At 73.8% G+C, this 15,152-nt stretch carries 14 protein-coding genes and 1 riboswitch; of the genes, 6 read left to right on the top strand and 8 right to left on the bottom strand.

Annotation, left to right across the window (positions count from 1 at the left end; genetic code table 11):
* Nucleotides 1–21: 21 nt before the first annotated feature.
* Together AB0J10_RS10750 and AB0J10_RS10745 are read right to left on the bottom strand one after the other, a co-directional pair.
* Nucleotides 22–999 carry a decaprenyl-phosphate phosphoribosyltransferase gene (locus AB0J10_RS10750; RefSeq protein ID WP_363060012.1) on the bottom strand — a complete coding sequence of 326 codons (978 nt, stop codon included), beginning with the start codon at nt 997–999 and terminating at the stop codon, nt 22–24.
* The gene (locus AB0J10_RS10745; protein WP_363060010.1) at nt 992–1,660 is read right to left on the bottom strand and encodes a phosphatase PAP2 family protein; all 669 of its coding nucleotides are present in this window, start codon (nt 1,658–1,660) and stop codon (nt 992–994) included. The genes AB0J10_RS10750 and AB0J10_RS10745 overlap by 8 nt, the downstream gene beginning before the upstream one ends.
* Before the next feature lie 151 nt (nt 1,661–1,811).
* Between AB0J10_RS10745 and AB0J10_RS10740 the strand changes: the two genes are divergently transcribed.
* Both AB0J10_RS10740 and AB0J10_RS10735 read left to right on the top strand, forming a co-directional pair.
* Nucleotides 1,812–3,236 (top strand): FAD-binding oxidoreductase, encoded by a 1,425-nt coding sequence (locus tag AB0J10_RS10740; protein WP_363060008.1) that lies wholly within the window; start codon nt 1,812–1,814, stop codon nt 3,234–3,236.
* Nucleotides 3,237–3,279: 43 nt separating this feature from the next.
* Complete coding sequence (locus tag AB0J10_RS10735; RefSeq protein ID WP_363060006.1) at nt 3,280–4,035, top strand: decaprenylphospho-beta-D-erythro-pentofuranosid-2-ulose 2-reductase; 756 nt, start codon at nt 3,280–3,282, stop codon at nt 4,033–4,035.
* A gap of 137 nt (nt 4,036–4,172) precedes the next feature.
* Here AB0J10_RS10735 and AB0J10_RS10730 read toward each other — a convergent pair whose 3' ends face one another.
* From AB0J10_RS10730 to glyA, 3 genes are all read right to left on the bottom strand, one after another.
* Complete coding sequence (locus AB0J10_RS10730) at nt 4,173–4,760, bottom strand: 2'-5' RNA ligase family protein (RefSeq protein WP_363060004.1); 588 nt, start codon at nt 4,758–4,760, stop codon at nt 4,173–4,175.
* 107 nt (nt 4,761–4,867) lie between these two features.
* A complete protein-coding gene (gene trpS / locus AB0J10_RS10725) occupies nt 4,868–5,881 on the bottom strand; it encodes a tryptophan--tRNA ligase (RefSeq protein ID WP_363060002.1) in 1,014 nt (337 codons plus the stop codon).
* 700 nt (nt 5,882–6,581) lie between these two features.
* Nucleotides 6,582–7,859: a serine hydroxymethyltransferase gene (glyA, locus tag AB0J10_RS10720; protein ID WP_363060495.1), complete on the bottom strand. Its 1,278-nt coding sequence runs from the start codon at nt 7,857–7,859 to the stop codon at nt 6,582–6,584.
* Nucleotides 7,860–7,888: 29 nt separating this feature from the next.
* Nucleotides 7,889–7,979, bottom strand: a riboswitch (ZMP/ZTP riboswitch).
* 210 nt (nt 7,980–8,189) lie between these two features.
* Here glyA and rocD point away from each other — a divergent pair.
* On the top strand, nt 8,190–9,398 hold the full coding sequence (gene rocD / locus AB0J10_RS10715) for an ornithine--oxo-acid transaminase (RefSeq protein ID WP_363060000.1): 1,209 nt from the start codon (nt 8,190–8,192) through the stop codon (nt 9,396–9,398).
* A gap of 211 nt (nt 9,399–9,609) precedes the next feature.
* Here the strand turns inward: rocD and AB0J10_RS10710 are convergent, their stop codons facing one another.
* Both AB0J10_RS10710 and AB0J10_RS10705 read right to left on the bottom strand, forming a co-directional pair.
* Nucleotides 9,610–10,818: a glutathionylspermidine synthase family protein gene (locus tag AB0J10_RS10710; RefSeq protein WP_363059998.1), complete on the bottom strand. Its 1,209-nt coding sequence runs from the start codon at nt 10,816–10,818 to the stop codon at nt 9,610–9,612.
* A 13-nt stretch (nt 10,819–10,831) separates the two neighbouring features.
* The gene (locus AB0J10_RS10705; RefSeq protein ID WP_363059996.1) at nt 10,832–11,110 is read right to left on the bottom strand and encodes a hypothetical protein; all 279 of its coding nucleotides are present in this window, start codon (nt 11,108–11,110) and stop codon (nt 10,832–10,834) included.
* Between the two features lie 136 nt (nt 11,111–11,246).
* Between AB0J10_RS10705 and AB0J10_RS10700 the strand changes: the two genes are divergently transcribed.
* The gene (locus tag AB0J10_RS10700) at nt 11,247–12,113 is read left to right on the top strand and encodes a hypothetical protein (protein WP_363060493.1); all 867 of its coding nucleotides are present in this window, start codon (nt 11,247–11,249) and stop codon (nt 12,111–12,113) included.
* A gap of 170 nt (nt 12,114–12,283) precedes the next feature.
* Here the strand turns inward: AB0J10_RS10700 and AB0J10_RS10695 are convergent, their stop codons facing one another.
* Nucleotides 12,284–13,717: a PLP-dependent aminotransferase family protein gene (locus tag AB0J10_RS10695; protein ID WP_363059994.1), complete on the bottom strand. Its 1,434-nt coding sequence runs from the start codon at nt 13,715–13,717 to the stop codon at nt 12,284–12,286.
* A gap of 47 nt (nt 13,718–13,764) precedes the next feature.
* On the opposite strand from AB0J10_RS10695, the gene AB0J10_RS10690 reads away from it, so the two are divergent.
* Nucleotides 13,765–14,262, top strand: a complete 498-nt coding sequence (locus tag AB0J10_RS10690; protein ID WP_363059992.1) for a carboxymuconolactone decarboxylase family protein — start codon at nt 13,765–13,767, stop codon at nt 14,260–14,262.
* Nucleotides 14,263–14,270: 8 nt separating this feature from the next.
* Nucleotides 14,271–14,987, top strand: a complete 717-nt coding sequence (locus AB0J10_RS10685) for an isocitrate lyase/phosphoenolpyruvate mutase family protein (RefSeq protein ID WP_363059990.1) — start codon at nt 14,271–14,273, stop codon at nt 14,985–14,987.
* Nucleotides 14,988–15,152: the final 165 nt, after the last annotated feature.

Below are 15,152 nucleotides of genomic sequence, written 5' to 3'. Positions count from 1 at the left end.
GCGGCCGGTGCAGCGGCTCGGTCACAGGCCCGTGACCGCCATTCCGTAGATCGCCAGCCAGCCCAGTCCGATGACGGCGAGCGGCCGGTCGCGCAGCACGACGTCCTCGGGTGCGCCCGCGGCCCCCCGGTCGGCGAAGACCGCGTACCGCAGCACCGCCAGGATGAACGCGATCATCGAGAGCTGGCGCCACGGCAGCAGGGAGCCGTCGGCGCTCCCGCCGCCCTCCAGCGCCCAGAGGCAGTAGCCGAGGACCGCCACACCGGCCGCGAGCTGCCACACGAAGCGGAGGTAGCCGGTCGTGTACGAGGTGAGCAGGGCCCGGGTCGCACCGGCGGTGCCCTGCATCTCGACGGCCTCCGAGTAGCGCTTGGCGGCCACCATGAACAACGCACCGAAGCCGGTGGTGATCAGGAACCAGCGGGACAGCGGAATGGACAGCGCCACCCCGCCGACCACGGCGCGCATCAGGAACCCGGTGGTGACGATGGCGAGATCGACGACGAGGACGTGCTTGAGCCGGACGCAGTAGGCGATCTGCATCACCACGTACGCCGTCAGCAGCGCGGCCGTCATGGTGTTGCACAGGACGGCCGCCGCCGTGGTCGAGGCGACGGCGAGCAGCGCCCCGGCGCCGTAGGCGACGGGCACCGGCACGTCCCCGCGGGCCACCGGGCGCCGGCACTTCACGGGGTGCGCTCGGTCGGCCTCCGCGTCCAGGGCGTCGTTGATCAGGTAGACGGCGGAGGCGGCGGCCGTGAACAGCAGGAAGACGAGACCGAGTTGGCCGGCGGTCTGCCGGGACACCAGTTCCCCGGCCGCGGCGGGCGCCGCCCCGACGAGCACGTTCTTGATCCACTGGCGTGGTCTGGCGGTCCTGACCAGGCCGATCGGCAGGCTCAGCGGACGTCGCCGTCCGCGGCCGCCCCCGCCGGACGGCAGCGGCGGTCGTCCCGGCTCTCCCGGCTGCTCCAGCAGTGCGGTGCTGCGCTCAGACACGGCGTCCCCCGCCGGGCCGGCACCCTCCCGCGGCCCGCAGCCAGACCGTGCCTCCGTGTGCGAGCAACCCTCCGAGCAGCGCCCCCGCGGCCACGTCGGTGGGGTAGTGGACCCCGGCGACCAGGCGGGACAGGCACATGGCCGCGGCGAGCGGCGGGACCAGCACACGGCCGGCCGGACGCAGCACCCCGAAGGCCACGGCGGCGGCCGCCGCCGAGGTGGCGTGCGAACTGGGGAAGGAGTGCCGCCCCGCGGTGCGTACGAGGGGTTCGGCCGTGGGCAGCACGGGCCGGGGGCGCCGCACCACGCGCTTGACGCCCATGCTGGTCAGATGGGCGGCGGCGATCAGCGCGGTGCCCCGCAGCCAGCCGTCGCGCCGCTCGCGGTCGGCCGCCGCACAGACCAGGCCGCCCGCCAGCCAGAGAGCGGCGTGCTCACCGCCGTGCGAGAGCGCGCGGGCCGCCGCCGCGATCCGGGGCCCGTCGCCGCAGCCGCGCAGCACGGCCAGCAGCCGCCGCTCGGCGGCGGTCCAGCCGATCGGCTCCTGCCCGCGCCCGGGCCGCCGGACCTGCGGATCGTGCGTGTCCCGCGGGTCGATCGGATCGCGCGGGTCATGCGGGCCCCTCCGTTCCGGCCGGGGTGTGCCTTCGGTGTCTCGCATCTGCCGCCCCTTTCGATGCACCGGGAACGACTCTTCTCAACATGGGGCCGAATTTTGCGGTCATATTTTGTGACACCCGGTTAATCACCCGTTTCGGCGAGTCAGGGACATTGATGGCAAATCGTCTGTAATGGGCGATACCGTCGCGCGCATGTCTGCCGAGTGCGTCCCCGTCACCCCTGCCGAGCACGCCGCCCCGACCGCGCCCGCGGCCCCTTACGGCCGGGAGGACTATCTGCCGGTGCCGGTGACCGGATGGGGACGTACCGCACCCACCGCGGCGCTGCTGGTCCGCCCCCGCACGCACGAGGAGGCCGTGGCGGCCGTGCACCGATGCGGCAACCGCGGCACCATCGCCCGCGGGCTGGGCCGGGCCTACGGCGACGCGGCGCAGAACGCGGGCGGGGCCGTCCTCGACATGACCGGCCTGGACCGCGTCCGCACGATCGACGCCGAGGGCGGGGTCGTCGTCTGCGACGCAGGGGTCAGCCTCCACCGACTGATGGAGGTGCTGCTGCCGCTCGGCTGGTTCGTACCGGTCACGCCCGGGACCCGCTACGTCACGGTCGGCGGCGCCATCGGCGCGGACATCCACGGCAAGAACCACCATGTGTCCGGGTCCTTCTCCCGCCATGTGCTCTCGCTCGAACTGCTGACCGCGGACGGCGAGGTGCGCACGGTGATCCCCGGCACGGAGCTCTTCGACGCGACGGCCGGCGGCATGGGCCTGACCGGCGTCGTCCTCTCCGCCACGATCCGGCTGCACCCCGTCGAGACGTCGCTGATGTCGGTGGACACCGAGCGCGCCGGCGACCTCGACGACCTGATGGCCCGTCTGACCGCCCACGACGACCGCTACCGCTATTCGGTCGCATGGATCGACCTGCTCGCGCGCGGGGCGGCGACGGGCCGCGCGGTTCTCACCCGCGGGGAGCACGCGCCGCTGGACGCGCTCCCGGCGCGCGCTCGGCGCCGGCCGCTGGAGTTCCGCCCCCGGCAGTTCCCCCCAGCGCCCGCCCTCCTCCCGGAAGGGCTGCTCGGCCGCGCCTCCGTGTCCCTGTTCAACGAGCTCTGGTACCGCCGCGCCCCGCGCCTACGCCGCGGGCAGCTGCAGAGCATCCCCGGCTTCTTCCATCCGCTCGACGGTGTTCCGCACTGGAACCGCGTCTACGGCCGGAGCGGCTTCGTGCAGTACCAGTTCGTGGTCGGCCACGGGCAGGAGGAGGCGCTGCGCGAGATCGTGCGGCGCGTCGCCCGGCACGGGTGCCCGTCGTTCCTCGCCGTGCTGAAGAGGTTCGGCGAGGGCGACCCGGGCTGGCTGTCGTTCCCGATGCCCGGCTGGACGCTCGCCCTGGACGTACCGGCCGGGCTGCCGGGCCTCGGCCCGTTCCTGGACGGGCTCGACCAGGTGGTGGCCGACTGCGGCGGACGGGTCTATCTGGCCAAGGACTCCCGGTTGCGACCGGAGTTGCTGTCGGTGATGTACCCGGGCATCGACCGTTTCCGGGCGCTGCGCGCACGGCTCGACCCGCGCGGGGTGTTCGTGTCCGACCTGTCCCGCCGGCTGTCCCTGTGACCTCGGCCGGCCCAGCACCCATGTGACGCAAGGAGCACGCACCATGAAGGACGCCTTCGGCACCCCCCAGACCCTGCTCGTCCTCGGCGGCACGTCGGAGATCGGCCTGGCCACCGCGCGGCGGCTGGTGGCCCGCCGAACCCGCACGGTCTGGCTGGCCGGCCGCCCCTCCCCCGCGCTGGACTCCGCCGCCGACGGACTGCGTGAACTCGGCGCCGACGTACGCACCGTGGTCTTCGACGCCCTGGACCCCACCGGGCACGAGGAGGCCCTCGGCAAGGTCTTCGCCGAGGGCGACATCGACATGGTGCTGCTCGCGTTCGGCGTGCTGGGCGACCAGGCCCACGACGAGGCCCGGCCGCTCGACGCGGTCCGCGTCGCCCAGACCAACTACACCGGAGCGGTGTCCTCCGGGCTGATCTGTGCCGGCGCACTGCAGGCGCAGGGGCACGGCTCGCTCGTCGTGCTGTCGTCGGTGGCGGGCGAGCGGGCCCGGCGGGCCAACTTCATCTACGGCTCAAGCAAGGCGGGGCTGGACACCTTCGCCCAGGGGCTCGGCGACGCCCTGCACGGCACGGGCGTGCACGTGATGGTCGTCAGGCCCGGCTTCGTACGGTCGAGGATGACGGCGGGGCTGGCGGAGGCGCCCCTGGCCACGACTCCCGACCAGGTGGCGCAGGCCATCGAGAGGGGACTGCGGCGGCGCTCCGAGACCGTGTGGGTCCCGGGGGTGCTGCGGGTGGTGATGTCGGCGCTGCGGCACGTCCCCCGGCCGCTGTTCCGCCGTCTCCCGGTCTGAGCGGTCCGCGGTCCCACGGGGAGGCCCGGCCCGCCGCGGCCGGGGCCGTCCGCTCCGCCCGCTGTGCCGTGAACCGGGCCGCCCCCGCGGTCACGGGAACACGCCCCGGGGGAGCAGTGGTGCGTCCCGGCACCGGATCAGCGGTGCGTCGGGGTCGGTGCGTCGACCGGGGCGCTCTGCGGCGGGACGCCCGGCACGGAGCCGCCGCCGAACGCGTACTCGCGCAGCTTCCGCCACACGCCGTCCGCGCCCTGCTCGTAGAGGGCGAAGGAGGTGCAGGTCCACGCGGCCTCGTAACCGGCGAGTTCCTCGTACGCCCGGTCCATCGCCTCCTCGGCGATGCCGTGGGCGATCGTCACGTGCGGGTGGTAAGGCCACTGCAACTCGCGCACGAGCGGTCCCGAGTCGTCCCGCACCCGCTGCTGGAGCCGGGTGCAGGCCGCCGCGCCCTCGACCACCTTGACGAACACCACGGGTGACAGCGGACGGAACGTGCCCGTGCCGGACAGCCGCATGGGGAACGCCCGGCCGGCCGCCGCGACCCTCGTCAGATGAGCTTCGACCTCGGGAAGGACCGATTCGTCGGCCTCGGTGGGCGGAAGCAGGGTCACGTGCGTGGGGATGCCGTGCGCGGCGGGATCCCCGAAGCCGGCGCGCCGCTCCTGGAGCAGGCTGCCGTAGGGCTCCGGGACCGCGATCGAAACGCCGAGCGTTACGGTCCCCACGTCGTTCTCCTCATCCGGGTTCTGGGTGGTCTGCGCAGGCCAGTGTGACGCCTGCGGCCGTGGTCCCGCCAGGGCACTTGGCCCGGTGCCCGGCGGAACCGCCGTCCTCAGTGCTTGGCGGGCAGGAATCCCACCCGGTCGTACGTCTGCGCGAGGGTCTCCGCGGCCACCGCGCGGGCCTTCTCCGCGCCCTTGGCCAGCAGCGAGTCGAGCGTCTCCGGGTCGTCCAGGAACTCCTGGGTGCGCGCCCTGAACGGGGTGACGAAGTCGACCATGACCTCGGCGAGGTCGGTCTTGAGCGCGCCGTAGCCCTTGCCCTCGTACCTCCGCTCCAGCTCCGCGACGCTCGTGCCGGTGAGGGTGGACTGGATCGTGAGCAGGTTGCTCACGCCGGGCTTCTCGGCCGGGTCGAAGCGGATCACCGTGTCGGTGTCGGTGACGGCGCTCTTGACCTTCTTCGCGGTCGCCTTCGGCTCGTCCAGCAGATTGATCAGGCCCTTGGGGGTGGACGCCGACTTGCTCATCTTGATCTGCGGGTCCTGCAGGTCGTAGATCTTCGCCGTCTCCTTGAGGATGTACGGCTCGGGGAGCGTGAAGGTCCGGCCGAAACGGCCGTTGAAACGCTCGGCGAGATCGCGGGTGAGTTCGATGTGCTGCCGCTGGTCCTCACCGACCGGCACCTGGTCCGCCTGGTACAGCAGGATGTCGGCGACCTGCAGGATCGGGTACGTGAAGAGTCCGACGGTGGCCCGGTCGGTGCCCTGCTTGGCGGACTTGTCCTTGAACTGCGTCATGCGCGATGCCTCGCCGAAGCCGGTGAGGCAGTTCATGACCCAGCCGAGCTGGGCGTGCTCGGGCACATGGCTCTGGACGAACAGCGTGCAGCGCTCCGGGTCGAGTCCCGCGGCGAGCAGCTGGGCGGCGGCCAGTCGGGTGTTGGCGCGCAGCTCGGCCGGGTCCTGCGGGACCGTGATCGCGTGCAGGTCGACGACCATGTAGAAGGCGTCGTGGGTCTCCTGCAGGGCGACCCACTGACGGACCGCGCCGAGATAGTTGCCGAGGTGGAACGAGCCGGCGGTGGGCTGGATTCCCGAGAGCACACGAGGACGTTCAGAGGCCATGTCCAGCATTCTCTCAGGTGGCGCCGACAGGTCGGGAACCGATCGGCGGCGCGCGGTGCGTCAGGGGTGCGGGCATGCGGGAGGGGACCCCGGAGAGGGCCGCGCTCCGGCCCCGTCGACTCGGCGGCGGTGGTCGCGCGAGCACGTTCCGGGAAGCCCGAGGCGAATGCGGGCCCGGGTGCACTCGGGCAGCGGCGGCGCCGCGCACGGCGGTGGCCTGCGGCGCCGGCTCCGACGCGGCGCCGTCCGCCCTCCCGGGGGCGTGGCAGCCACCGGGTCGGCTCCGGGACGGCGCGGCCCGTCGGCCGTGGCTGCCGCGGATCGGGGGCGGTGAGACGAGGAACACAGTGCGGTCGGCCCCGCGGACGGGTGAGCTCGCCCGCCGGGAAGCCCGGCTGCCGGGCGCCAGGTACCGGACGGGGCCGCCCCCGACCGGATCGGGCCGGACGGCCCGTGGACGAGGACGGGGACGGCCCGTGGACGAGGAACGGCCCATGGACGGGGCCGGGGCGTGGGGTAGCCGGAACGGCATCCGGACGCGGCGGGGCCGGACCGCGTGCACCACCGCGCCGTCCGGCCGGCCCTGGGACGGCCGCACCGGCCGCACACTCCCGACCACGCGGGGAACGGACGTACAGGAGCGGACGCGGCGGAGGAGGTGCGGGACGGGATCGCCGGGGACGCGGGGGCAGTCGTCGGGTCAGGCCGGCAGGCCGGGCGCCGGGAAGGCCGACATCAGATCGCGGACCTCGGCCCGGATCGAGGCCAGGGCGTCCTCGTCGCCCTTGCGGACGGCGGCCACCCCGCGGTCGATCCAGTCCGCGACGGCCGGCATGTGCTCCGCGGTGAGGCCGCGGGACGTCAGGGAGGGTGTTCCGATGCGGATGCCGGAGGGGTCGAAGGGCTTCCGCGGGTCGTAGGGGACGGTGTTGTAGTTGACCACGATCCCCGCCCGGTCCAGGGCCTGTGCCGCGACCTTCCCCGGGACGTCCTTGGACGTGAGGTCCACCAGCACCAGATGGTTGTCGGTGCCGCCGGAGACCAGTTCGAAGCCACGGGCGGCCAGGGCCTCGGCCAGCGCCCCGGCGTTGGCGACGACGGCGTGGGCGTAGTCGCGGAAGGAGGGCTGGGCCGCCTCGTGCAGAGCCACGGCGATGGCGGCGGTGGTCTGGTTGTGCGGACCGCCCTGGAGGCCGGGGAAGACGGCCTTGTCGATGGCCTTGGCGTGCTCCTCGCGGGACATCAGCATGGCGCCCCGCGGGCCGCGCAGCGTCTTGTGGGTGGTCGTGGAGATCACGTCGGCGTGCGGGACCGGCGAGGGATGGGCGCCACCGGCGATCAGGCCGGCGATGTGCGCGACATCGGCGACGAGGACTGCGCCCGCCTCGCGGGCGATCTCACCGAAAGCGGCGAAGTCGATGGTGCGCGGCAGGGCGGTGCCGCCGCAGAAGATGACCTTCGGCCGTTCCTCGAGGGCGAGTTCACGCACCTCGTCGAGGTCGATGCGGCCGGTGTCCCGCCGGACGCCGTACTGGACGCCCCGGAACCACGTGCCGGTGGCCGACACGCCCCAGCCGTGGGTGAGGTGGCCGCCCATGGGGAGGGCCATGCCCATCACGGTGTCGCCCGGCTCGGCGAAGGCGAGGTACACGGCCAGATTGGCCGGGGAGCCGGAGTAGGGCTGGACGTTGGCGTGCTCGACGCCGAAGAGGGACCTCGCGCGGGCGACGGCGAGCCGCTCGACCCGGTCGATGTTCTGCTGGCCCTCGTAGTACCGGCGCCCCGGGTAGCCCTCGCTGTACTTGTTCTGCAGGACGGTCCCGGATGCCTCCAGCACCGCCCGGGAGACGTAGTTCTCGCTGGGGATGAGCCGCAGGGTGTCGGCCTGCAGCCGTTCCTCGGCGCCCACGAGCGCGGCCAGTTCGGGATCGGCGGCGGTGAGCGCGGGATGGCGGGCGGGCGTGGCGGGAACGGGCATGGCGTCCTCCGGGCAGATGGCGGGTGCGTCCGGGGTGCCCAGGCGGGCGGCACCTCGCAGGTTCTGCCGCACACGGCTCCCCCGCGGTTCGTTCCGCGTACGCCAGTCGCCGTGCGTACCGTCCACCCTACTGGTGGTGGCCCCGGGGCACGGCCACGGGTGCGCGAACGGCGGGGAAACGGGAAGGTCTCCGGCGGACCGCACCGGAAGCCCGATGTTTCTTCATCCGATGGGCGAGCGACGATAGAAAGGGGGCACGCAGCCCGGCCCCGGTCCGATCGGGCGACCCACGCCGCAGTGGACCCACGCCGCAGTACGAACGGAGACCCCGTGTCTGCAACGGAGAGAGCCATCGCCTCCGCGGAGGCGCACAGCGCCCACAACTACCACCCGCTGCCCGTCGTGGTCGCGACGGCGGACGGTGCGTGGATGACGGACGTCGAGGGGCGCCGCTTCCTCGACATGCTCGCCGGGTACTCGGCGCTCAACTTCGGCCATGGCAACCGGCGCCTGATCGACGCCGCCAAGGCCCAGCTGGAGCGGGTGACGCTGACCTCGCGGGCGTTCCACCACGACCGGTTCGCCGACTTCTGCACCCAGCTCGCCGAGCTGTGCGGCATGGAGATGGTGCTGCCCATGAACACCGGGGCGGAAGCGGTCGAGACCGCCGTGAAGACGGCCCGCAAGTGGGGGTACAGGGTCAAGGGGGTCCCGCCCGGCCAGGCGAAGATCGTCGTCGCGGCGAACAACTTCCACGGCCGTACGACGACGATCATCAGCTTCTCCACGGACGCGGAGGCCCGGTCGGACTTCGGTCCGTACACACCGGGCTTCGAGATCGTGCCGTACGGCGACCTCACCGCCCTGCAGGCCGCGTGCAGCGCGAACACGGTGGCGGTGCTGCTGGAGCCGATCCAGGGCGAGGCCGGGGTGCTGGTGCCGCCGGCCGGCTATCTCGCCGGTGTACGGGAGCTGACCCGCGAGCGCAACGTCCTGTTCATCGCCGACGAGATCCAGTCCGGTCTGGGGCGCACCGGACGGACGTTCGCCTGCGAACACGAGGGTGTCGTCCCCGACATGTACGTCCTCGGCAAGGCCCTCGGGGGCGGTGTCGTCCCCGTGTCGGCGGTGGTGTCCTCCTCCGAGGTCCTCGGGGTCTACCGGCCGGGCGAGCACGGCTCCACCTTCGGCGGCAATCCGCTGGCCTGCGCGGTGGCGCTCGAGGTGGTCACGATGCTGCGCACCGGCGAGTTCCAGCAGCGGGCGAGCGAGCTGGGCGACCATCTGCACCATGAACTCGGGCTGCTGGTGGGGGGCGGCGCGGTGGAGGCGGTGCGCGGGCGCGGGCTGTGGGCCGGTGTCGACATCGCTCCCTCGCACGGCACGGGCCGGGAGGTCTCCGAGAAACTCATGGACCGCGGTGTCCTGGTCAAGGACACACACGGCTCGACGATCCGGATCGCGCCGCCGCTCGTGATCAGCAAGGAGGACCTGGACTGGGGCCTCGACCAGCTGCGCGCGGTGCTGGCGGGCGAGTGAGCGGGGCGCCGGAGCGCAGTCCGGGAGGCGGCGTGGCCTGACCGGGACGTGAGCGACGGGCGGTGGACCCGGGCCCTGCCGGCCCCGGACCACCGCCGCGTTCGGGCGGCGCCCTCGCCCACGGACCGGACGGCTCCGCCCGTCGGGGGATTCCGTCCGGGCGGCCGCTTCCGCCGGCCGGAGAGTTCCTCCCGGCCGGTGCCTCGGGCGGTCAGAGGATCACATGCGGCAGGAAGCGCGCGTACTCGTCCGTGACCAGCCCGGCGGACTCGCGGATGCCGAGTCCGGCCGCCTCGTTCTCGACGACCCAGGCGCCGAGCACCACGCGGTTCCCGCCGCCGGAGCCGTCGCCCTCGGGTGCCGTCAGATCGGGGAGCGGGGCCAACTGCTGGTAGCAGCAGGGCTCGTCGCGCACTTCGGGCGCCGTTCCCGGCTCGTGGACCGTGATGCCCGAGCCCTCACGGCCCAGGAGCGGTTTGGCGACCCAGCCGGTGCCGGCGGCGAGTTCGCGCGGGCCGTCGAGATAGGCGGGCAGCAGGTTCGGATGCCCGGGGTGGAGCTCCCACAGGACCGCGAGCAGCGCCTTGTTGGAGAGCAGCATCTTCCAGGCGGGTTCGATCCAGCAGGTGCTGCCGGTGCCGCCGCCGTTGTCCAGGGTGTCCAGGACGTGCGGGCCGAAGCGGTCCGTCGTCAGCCACTCCCAGGGGTAGAGCTTGAAGCAGCTGCGGATGAAGCGGAGCCGGTCGTCCACGAAACGGCCCGACAGCCGGTCCCAGCCGATCTGCTCCACGGACAGCGCCTCGGTGGTCAGCCCGGCCTGCTGGGCGGTCTCGCGCAGATACGCGACCGTCATCAGGTCCTCGCCCAGTTCGTCGCCGTCGGAGTGCACGAAGTGCAGCGGTCCGGGCGGCAGCAGCGGGGCCTGCCGCCTCCAGGCGTCGACCAGGCGCTCGTGCAGCGAGTTCCACTGGTCGGCATCCGGGAAGCGGTCCTCCATCCAGAACCACTGGGGGCCGGCCGCCTCCACCAGTGACGTGGGGGTGTCGGCGTTGTACTCCAGCATCTTGGCCGGCCCGGAGCCGTCGTAGCGAAGGTCGAACCTTCCGTACAGGGAGGGGAGTTCGGCGCGCCGCTGCCAGGACTCGGCGACGAGGCGAGCAAGTCGGGGGTCGGTGATGCCGAGGTCCGCGAAGCGGTCGTGCTCCACGATGTGGGCCGCCGCGGTGAGACACATGGCGTGCAGTTCCTCGACGACCTCCTCCAGCGCCTCGACCTCCGCCAGCGAGAACGCGTAGTAGGCGCTCTCGTCCCAGTACGGCCGCAGTGAACCGTCCGGGTAGCGGGTGAGGGGGTAGACGAGCCCCTGCTCCTCGACGATCCGCTGCCAGCCGGGGCGGGGTTCGACGGTGTGCCGCTCCATGCCGCCGGGCCCCTCAGCCGCCGCCGGAGCCGGAGCAGCCGAAGCCGCCGCGCTCCACCGCGGCCTTGTCGAAGCTGCCGCCCGACACCCTGCCGCCGGACTTGCTGCCGCCGTAGTAGTAGGTGCCGCTTCCGCTGGTCCTGTCGTCGCACTCGTAACTCGGCAGCACCTCGCGGGTGACGGGGTCGACGCAGCGCTTGTCGGGCTCCGAACCGCACGACGTGATCGCCGTCGCGAGCACTCCCATACCGCCCAGCACCACCGTGCTCGACCTCAGCCTGCGACGTGCCATCCTCCGGGCCTCCCCCTCGGCGTTCGGACGTTTCCAGCCGGACGACCGGCCGCCGGACAGACTAGAGGGCGGCTTCGGAAGTCCGTAACCGGGTCCGCGAACCCTCCACGTCTAGAGTCGTTTTGTGATCTTTGGAATGCTCTGCGCCCTGGGTGCGTCGGTCTGCTACGGCACGGCCACCGTCCTCCAGGCCGCGGCGGCCCGGGCGGCCGCCGGCCAGGACGAGGGGGCGTCCCACGCGGGGGTGGATGTCGCACTGTTCGTGCGCGCGGTGCGCCGGTGGCGCTACCTCCTCGGACTCGGGCTCGACGGGGCGGGCTTCGCGCTGCAGGTCGTGGCACTGCTGCTGATCCCCATCTACGCGGTCGGCGCGGCGCTGGCGGCGAGTCTGGCCGTAACCGCGGTACTGGCCACGCGTGTGCTGGCGGCACGGCTGAGCCGGACGGAGTGGACGGCGGTCGTCGCGGTCTGCGCGGGGCTCGCGATGCTGGGGCTCGCCTCGGGGCCGGAGGGCAGGGCGCCCGCACCACCGTGGCTGGGATGGGCACTGCTCGGCGCCGGGGCCGGCGTGCTGCTGTGCGGCGCCGCCGCCGGCCGGCTGCCCGGCCGTTCGCGTGCGCCGGTACTGGGGGTGTGCGCGGGTCTGGGCTTCGGGGTACCGGAAGTGGCGGTCCGGTTGCTGGAGCGGCCCTCGCCGGCCGATCCGGCGCTGTATGCGCTGCTGCTCGGTGGCGCGGCGGCGTTCCTGCTGCTCACTTCGGCGTTCGCCCACGGCTCCGTCACCACGGCCACCGCCGGGATGGTCCTCGCGGAGACCGTCGTCCCGGCAGCCGTGGGGGTGGTCTGGCTGGGTGACCGCACCCGCGAGGGCCTCGCCTGGCTCGCGGTCCTGGGCTTCGCCGTATCCGTGGCCGGCGCGCTGGCGCTGGCCCGCTTCGGCGAGATCCCGGCCGCGGTGACGCCGTCCGGCCCCTCCGGGGCCCGGCCCGGCGACCGCGGCTGACCCGGTCCCGGACGGCGCGGAGGCCCGCACCCGGCCGTGCACGAGGGGTGTCGGGACGCCCGTCGGGATCAGGCGGTCAGGAGCTCCACCGGGCCGTCGTGCGCTCCCGGTGCGCCGGCGGTCCGACCGGTCCGGGGCGGTCGGGCCCGGGCGGTGCGCCTGAGAGGGCGTCAGGGAAGCACCCGGCACAACGCGTCCAGCGCCCCCGACCACGCACTGTCCGCCGGGGTGCCGTAGCCGACGACGAGAGCGTCCGGACCCGGTGGGGCGGACGGGTGACGGAAGCGGCCGAGCCCCACCACGGCGAGGCCCTGCCAGGCGGCGGCCTGGACGATCGCGCCTTCGGTACCCGGCGGGAGTTCCAGCACCGCGTGCATGCCGGCCGCGATGCCGCTCACCCGGATGCCCGGCGCGCGTTCCGCGAGCGCGTCGACGAGCTGGTCGCGGCGGCGGCGGTAGCGCAGCCGCATGGCCCGCACATGGCGGTCGTAGGCACCGGAGGAGATGAACTCGGCCAGGGTCAGCTGGTCCGGCGAGCCCGAGGACCAGTCCGACACCCCCTTCGCGGCGGCCACCTCACCCACCAGCGCCTCCGGAAGGACCATCCACGCCAGCCGCAGCCCCGGAGCCAGGGACTTGCTCGCCGTACCGAGGTACACGACCCGCTCGGGGTCCAGTCCCTGGAGGGCGCCGACGGGCTGGCGGTCGTACCGGAACTCCCCGTCGTAGTCGTCCTCCAGGATCAGGCCGCCCGTTCCGTTCGCCCAGTCGACCACGGCGGTGCGCCGGTCCGGAGGCAGCGCGACCCCCATCGGGAACTGGTGGCCGGGCGTCAGCAGCACCGCTCCCGCTCCCCTGGAGGAGGCGAGATCGGCGGTGCGGGTGCCGCGCTCGTCGAAGCGCAGGGGGGACAGCCGCAGGCCGGCGTCGGTCAGCCGCCTCCAGTGGATGTCGAGCCCGTACGCCTCGACCGCCACCTCCCTCACCCGGCCCCTGAGGCCGGCCGACGGCGCGCCGGCCCGCAGCACCGACCCGAGCAGCATCAGTCCGTGGACGTATCCCGAGCAGATGACGATGCGCTCCGGGTCGGCGTACACGCCACGGGCCCGCGCCAGGTAGTCGGCGAGGGCGGTGCGCAGCTCCACCCGGCCGCGTGGATCGCCGTAGCCGAAGGCCTCGTGCGGGGCGGCCGTGATCGCGCGGCGGGCCGCCCTCAGCCACTCGGCACGGGGGAACGACGCCAGGTCCGGCGATCCGGGCATCAGGCTGTACGTGGGGCGGCCGCGCGCCGGGCCGGGGCGCGGCGGCGGTGCCGGCCTGCTCGGGGCGGCGCGCCGGGCCACCCTCGTGCCCGAGCCCTGCCGGGCGGTGAGCCATCCCTCGGCGACGAGTTCCGCGTAGGCGTCGGCGACGGTGTTGCGGGCGATGCCGAGATCGGCGGCGAGCGTCCGCGAGGACGGCAGGCGGGTTCCGGGGGCGAGCCTGCCGCTGCGAGCGGCTTCCCGCAGGGCGTCCATCAGCCCGGTCCGCAGGCCGGTGCCGCGCAGCTCGACATGGAGGTCGGCGCCGGCTCCGGAGCGAAAAGTGGCCCAGTCGTTCGTCATGGAAATGGACCATAGCGATGCGCCAAGTTCCGCGTACCGTCGATCACATGCCTGAGATCGAAAACGACTTCAACCACGAGCACAGCCCGCGCATGCAGTGGGCCGAGCACGCCCCCGCGGTGTACAAGGCCATGGTCAGGCTGGACGCGGCCGCCCGGCAGGGGGTCGACCCCAAGCTGCTGGAGCTGGTGAAGATCCGCGCCTCCCAGCTCAACCACTGTGCCTTCTGCCTCGACATGCACACCAAGGACGCCCTCGCGGCGGGCGAGTCCGTGGACCGGATCATCCAGCTGAGCGCCTGGGAGGAGTCTCGGCACTTCTACACGGCCCGGGAGGTCGCGGCGATCGAGCTGACGGACGCCGTGACGGTCCTGACGGACGGGTTCGTCCCGGACGAGGTGTACGAGAGGGCCGCGAAGCACTTCGAGGAGGCGGAGCTGGCGCAGCTGATCGCGGCGATCGCAGTGATCAACACGTGGAACCGCTTCGCCGTGACGACGCGGATGGCGCCCGGCCACTACACGCCCGGGCAGTACAAGCGCTGAGGGCCGCGATGTCCGTGGAGGACTTCCGCGACCTGCACCACGGGCGGGCGCCCGAGGACCCCCTGGTGCTGCCCGGACCGTGGGACGCGGCCGGCGCACGCGTCCTCGCCGACGCCGGCTTCCCCGCACTGGCCACGCCGAGCGCGGCCGTGGCCGCGTCACTCGGGTACGAGGACGGGCGGACGCCGCCGGACGAGATGTTCGCGGCGATCGCCCGGATCGTCCGGGCCGTGGACGTCCCCGTCTCCGCGGACGTGGAGGCGGGGTACGGCCTGCCGGCCCGGGAACTCGTGGCGCGCGTCCTGGAGACCGGCGCCGTTGGGATCAATCTGGAGGACTCCGGGCCGGGCGGGACGCTCGTGGACCCGCGGCGGCAGGCGGACCGGCTGGCGGAGGTCCGGGCGGAGGCGGGCGACGCGCTCTTCGTCAACGCGCGCGTCGACACCTTCCTGCGCGGGGTGCCCGGCCCCGGGGCCGCGATCGAGCGGGCCCGGCTGTACGTGGCGGCGGGAGCGGACTGCGTCTATCCGATCGCCGCTCCGGCGGACGCCCTGGCGCGGCTGCGCCGGGAGGTCGCGGGCCCGATCAACGCGCTGAAGTCCCCCGGCGGCCCGAGCGTCCCCGCCCTGGGGGGTCTGGGAGCCACCCGCGTCACCTTCGGCCCCGGCCTGCTGCTGCGGACGCTCGACGTACTCCACGAGTGCGCGGCGGAGCTGCGCGGCTGAAGGCCGGCGCGCGCACGAGGCGGAAGCGCCCGACGCGGGCCGACCCGGGCGGGCCGGCCCCGCGCCTCACCGGGTGGGACCGGACCCCGGGCGCGGTGGGCGGGCCGGAGCGCGCCCGGGCGCGGTGCGCGGGCCGGAGCGCGCCCGGGCGCGGGGGGCGGGCCC

It is taken from the genome of Streptomyces sp. NPDC049887 (assembly GCF_040656535.1).
Classification (GTDB): Bacteria; Actinomycetota; Actinomycetes; order Streptomycetales; family Streptomycetaceae; genus Streptomyces.
This window is presented reverse-complemented; position numbering and strand designations above follow the sequence as displayed.

What these genes read in the sequence shown, in the direction of transcription:
- AB0J10_RS10745 (WP_363060010.1), bottom strand. Translation starts at nt 1,660, where the DNA reads ATGCGAGACACCGAAGGCACACCCCGGCCGGAACGGAGGGGCCCGCAT.
- AB0J10_RS10740 (WP_363060008.1), top strand. Translation starts at nt 1,812, where the DNA reads ATGTCTGCCGAGTGCGTCCCCGTCACCCCTGCCGAGCACGCCGCCCCG.
- AB0J10_RS10735 (WP_363060006.1), top strand. Translation starts at nt 3,280, where the DNA reads ATGAAGGACGCCTTCGGCACCCCCCAGACCCTGCTCGTCCTCGGCGGC.
- trpS (WP_363060002.1), bottom strand. Translation starts at nt 5,881, where the DNA reads ATGGCCTCTGAACGTCCTCGTGTGCTCTCGGGAATCCAGCCCACCGCC.
- glyA (WP_363060495.1), bottom strand. Translation starts at nt 7,859, where the DNA reads ATGCCCGTTCCCGCCACGCCCGCCCGCCATCCCGCGCTCACCGCCGCC.
- AB0J10_RS10710 (WP_363059998.1), bottom strand. Translation starts at nt 10,818, where the DNA reads ATGGAGCGGCACACCGTCGAACCCCGCCCCGGCTGGCAGCGGATCGTC.
- AB0J10_RS10705 (WP_363059996.1), bottom strand. Translation starts at nt 11,110, where the DNA reads ATGGCACGTCGCAGGCTGAGGTCGAGCACGGTGGTGCTGGGCGGTATG.
- AB0J10_RS10700 (WP_363060493.1), top strand. Translation starts at nt 11,247, where the DNA reads ATGCTCTGCGCCCTGGGTGCGTCGGTCTGCTACGGCACGGCCACCGTC.
- AB0J10_RS10695 (WP_363059994.1), bottom strand. Translation starts at nt 13,717, where the DNA reads ATGACGAACGACTGGGCCACTTTTCGCTCCGGAGCCGGCGCCGACCTC.
- AB0J10_RS10690 (WP_363059992.1), top strand. Translation starts at nt 13,765, where the DNA reads ATGCCTGAGATCGAAAACGACTTCAACCACGAGCACAGCCCGCGCATG.
- AB0J10_RS10685 (WP_363059990.1), top strand. Translation starts at nt 14,271, where the DNA reads ATGTCCGTGGAGGACTTCCGCGACCTGCACCACGGGCGGGCGCCCGAG.